The sequence below is a fragment of the Citricoccus sp. genome, assembly GCF_035445025.1.
Taxonomy (GTDB): Bacteria; Actinomycetota; Actinomycetes; order Actinomycetales; family Micrococcaceae; genus Citricoccus.
Genome location: NZ_DAOMPX010000161.1, coordinates 1 through 1816 on the forward strand (window position 1 = coordinate 1; position 1816 = coordinate 1816).

Sequence of the window (1816 nt, forward strand, 5' to 3'; positions counted from 1 at the left end):
GCCGCCGTGCTCGGCGTGATGGGCAAGAAGTACTTCGATCGGATCAAGGGTCTGCCCCAGACCCAGGAGACGGTTCAGGAGATCCCGGCGACCCTGAACCCGAACAAGGAGACCCCATGAGCAACAACCCCGATGAGATCCGCGCCGACATCGAGCGCACCCGGCACGAGCTCAGCGCCGACGTGGACGCGCTGGCCGAGAAGGCCAACCCCACCCGCGCCGTCCACCGGCAGGGTGACCGCGTCCGCGAGCGCATGACCACCGTCAAGGAGTCCATCATGGGCAGTCCCGACCCGTACGCCGCCAGGTCCGGACCCGGGCTCAAAGACCGCGCCCAGGACGTGGCCCACGACGTCCAGCACCGGGCGGAGGACGCCGTGCACGCCGTCCAGCAGGCCCCGGCACGGGTCCGCCGCGGTACGCGCGGCAATCCGCTGGCCGCCGGACTGATCGCGCTGGGTGCCGGCTGGCTGGTGGGATCGCTCATCCCGGCCTCATCGGCCGAGCAGGAGGCCGCCGAGAAGGTCAAGGACCGGGCGGCCCCGGTGGTGGACGAGGCCAAGTCCGTGGCGCAGGAGATGGGGGAGAGCCTCAAGCCACAGGCCCAGGAGGCCATGGAGTCCGTCAAGGACACCGCCACCACCGGCGTGGAGCACGTCAAGGCCGAGGGACAGGACAAGGCGGGCCAGCTCAAGGACGAGTCCGCCCAGTCGGCGCGCCACGTCCAGGGAACCACGGAGCGCTATTGATCCGCCCCTGAGCCGTACGGCTCGACCCACCCGCCCCGGGGCATCGACGCCTCAGCGCCGGTGCCCCGGGGCACGTCCACGCTCCTGGCGGACGGGAGCGGCTGGATCTCACACCGGGCGGTGCCCGCTCCGGATGCTCCCGGCGCACCGGGTGTCCAGAACCTGCTGCAGCGTGCCGTCCCGCAGGGACCGGACCAGGCCGTCGACGGCATCCTCGATCTGGTCGTACATGGACACGAACGCGCTCTCGGGAAGGCCGTAGGGGTCCGGCACGTCACGGACGCCCCGGCCGGCCACGTCACGGGCGAAGGCACCGAGGCGCACCACCTTCCGCTCGTCGTCGGCGCCGCGGGCCAGCGCCCGCACGTCGCGATCGTTGGCGGCGTCCATGACCAGGATCAGGTCGGCGGTGTCGAAGTCCTCCACCGCGAACTGGGCGCCCACGGAGGTGAACGCGTAACCGCGGGCCTCACCCTCGGTGCTGCTCATGACGTGGGGCGGTTCGCCCAGGTGGTAGTCCGAGGTCCCCGCGGAGCTGACGGTCACGTCATCCAGGCCGGCCTCGCGCAACCGGTGGACCAGCACCGCCTCGGCGGCGGGCGAGCGGCAGATGTTTCCCAGGCAGACGGTCATGAGGTGCATGCCCCCAGTCTGTCCGGTCCGCCGAGGGGTCTCCACTTTCGTAGACTCGCCTGCGTGAGCCCACTCGACCGCGTCCCCGACCGCACCCCCGTCCCCCCCGGCACGGGCCTGACCCTGGAGGACACCGCCCGGCACGCCACGGGCGACCAGGACCTGCCCGCCGTGCACCGCACCCGGGCCGGGTTCCGGGCGGCGCTCGCGGAGAAGGTGCGCGCGGCCGTCCTCTCCGGGCTGCCGGCGCCCACCGTGGGCCTGGTCCCCACCATGGGTGCCCTGCACGGCGGGCACGCCGCCCTGGTCCGGCAGGCCCGCGCCGAGACCGACATCGTGGTGGCCTCCGTCTTCGTCAACCCGCTGCAGTTCGGCGACCCCGCCGACCTGGAGAACTACCCCCGCACGCTCGAGGCGGACCGGGAGATCCTCGG

Annotated in this window: 3 protein-coding genes; 2 read left to right on the forward strand and 1 reads right to left on the reverse strand. The window is 72.6% G+C overall.

What is annotated here, in order from left to right; all coding sequences use genetic code 11:
• Positions 1-116: 116 nt before the first annotated feature.
• The gene (locus tag PLJ28_RS15820) at positions 117-749 is read left to right on the forward strand and encodes a DUF3618 domain-containing protein (RefSeq protein WP_324590435.1); all 633 of its coding nucleotides are present in this window, start codon (positions 117-119) and stop codon (positions 747-749) included.
• Between the two features lie 108 nt (positions 750-857).
• Here PLJ28_RS15820 and PLJ28_RS15825 read toward each other — a convergent pair whose 3' ends face one another.
• Positions 858-1391 carry a low molecular weight protein-tyrosine-phosphatase gene (locus PLJ28_RS15825; RefSeq protein WP_324590436.1) on the reverse strand — a complete coding sequence of 178 codons (534 nt, stop codon included), beginning with the start codon at positions 1389-1391 and terminating at the stop codon, positions 858-860.
• A 54-nt stretch (positions 1392-1445) separates the two neighbouring features.
• On the opposite strand from PLJ28_RS15825, the gene PLJ28_RS15830 reads away from it, so the two are divergent.
• On the forward strand, positions 1446-1816 hold a 371-nt coding region (locus PLJ28_RS15830), incomplete at its 3' end, for a pantoate--beta-alanine ligase (protein ID WP_324590437.1).

Excerpts from the sequence above, each read along its gene's own strand:
- PLJ28_RS15820 (WP_324590435.1), top strand. The coding sequence starts at position 117 with ATGAGCAACAACCCCGATGAGATCCGCGCCGACATCGAGCGCACCCGG.
- PLJ28_RS15825 (WP_324590436.1), bottom strand. The coding sequence starts at position 1,391 with ATGCACCTCATGACCGTCTGCCTGGGAAACATCTGCCGCTCGCCCGCC.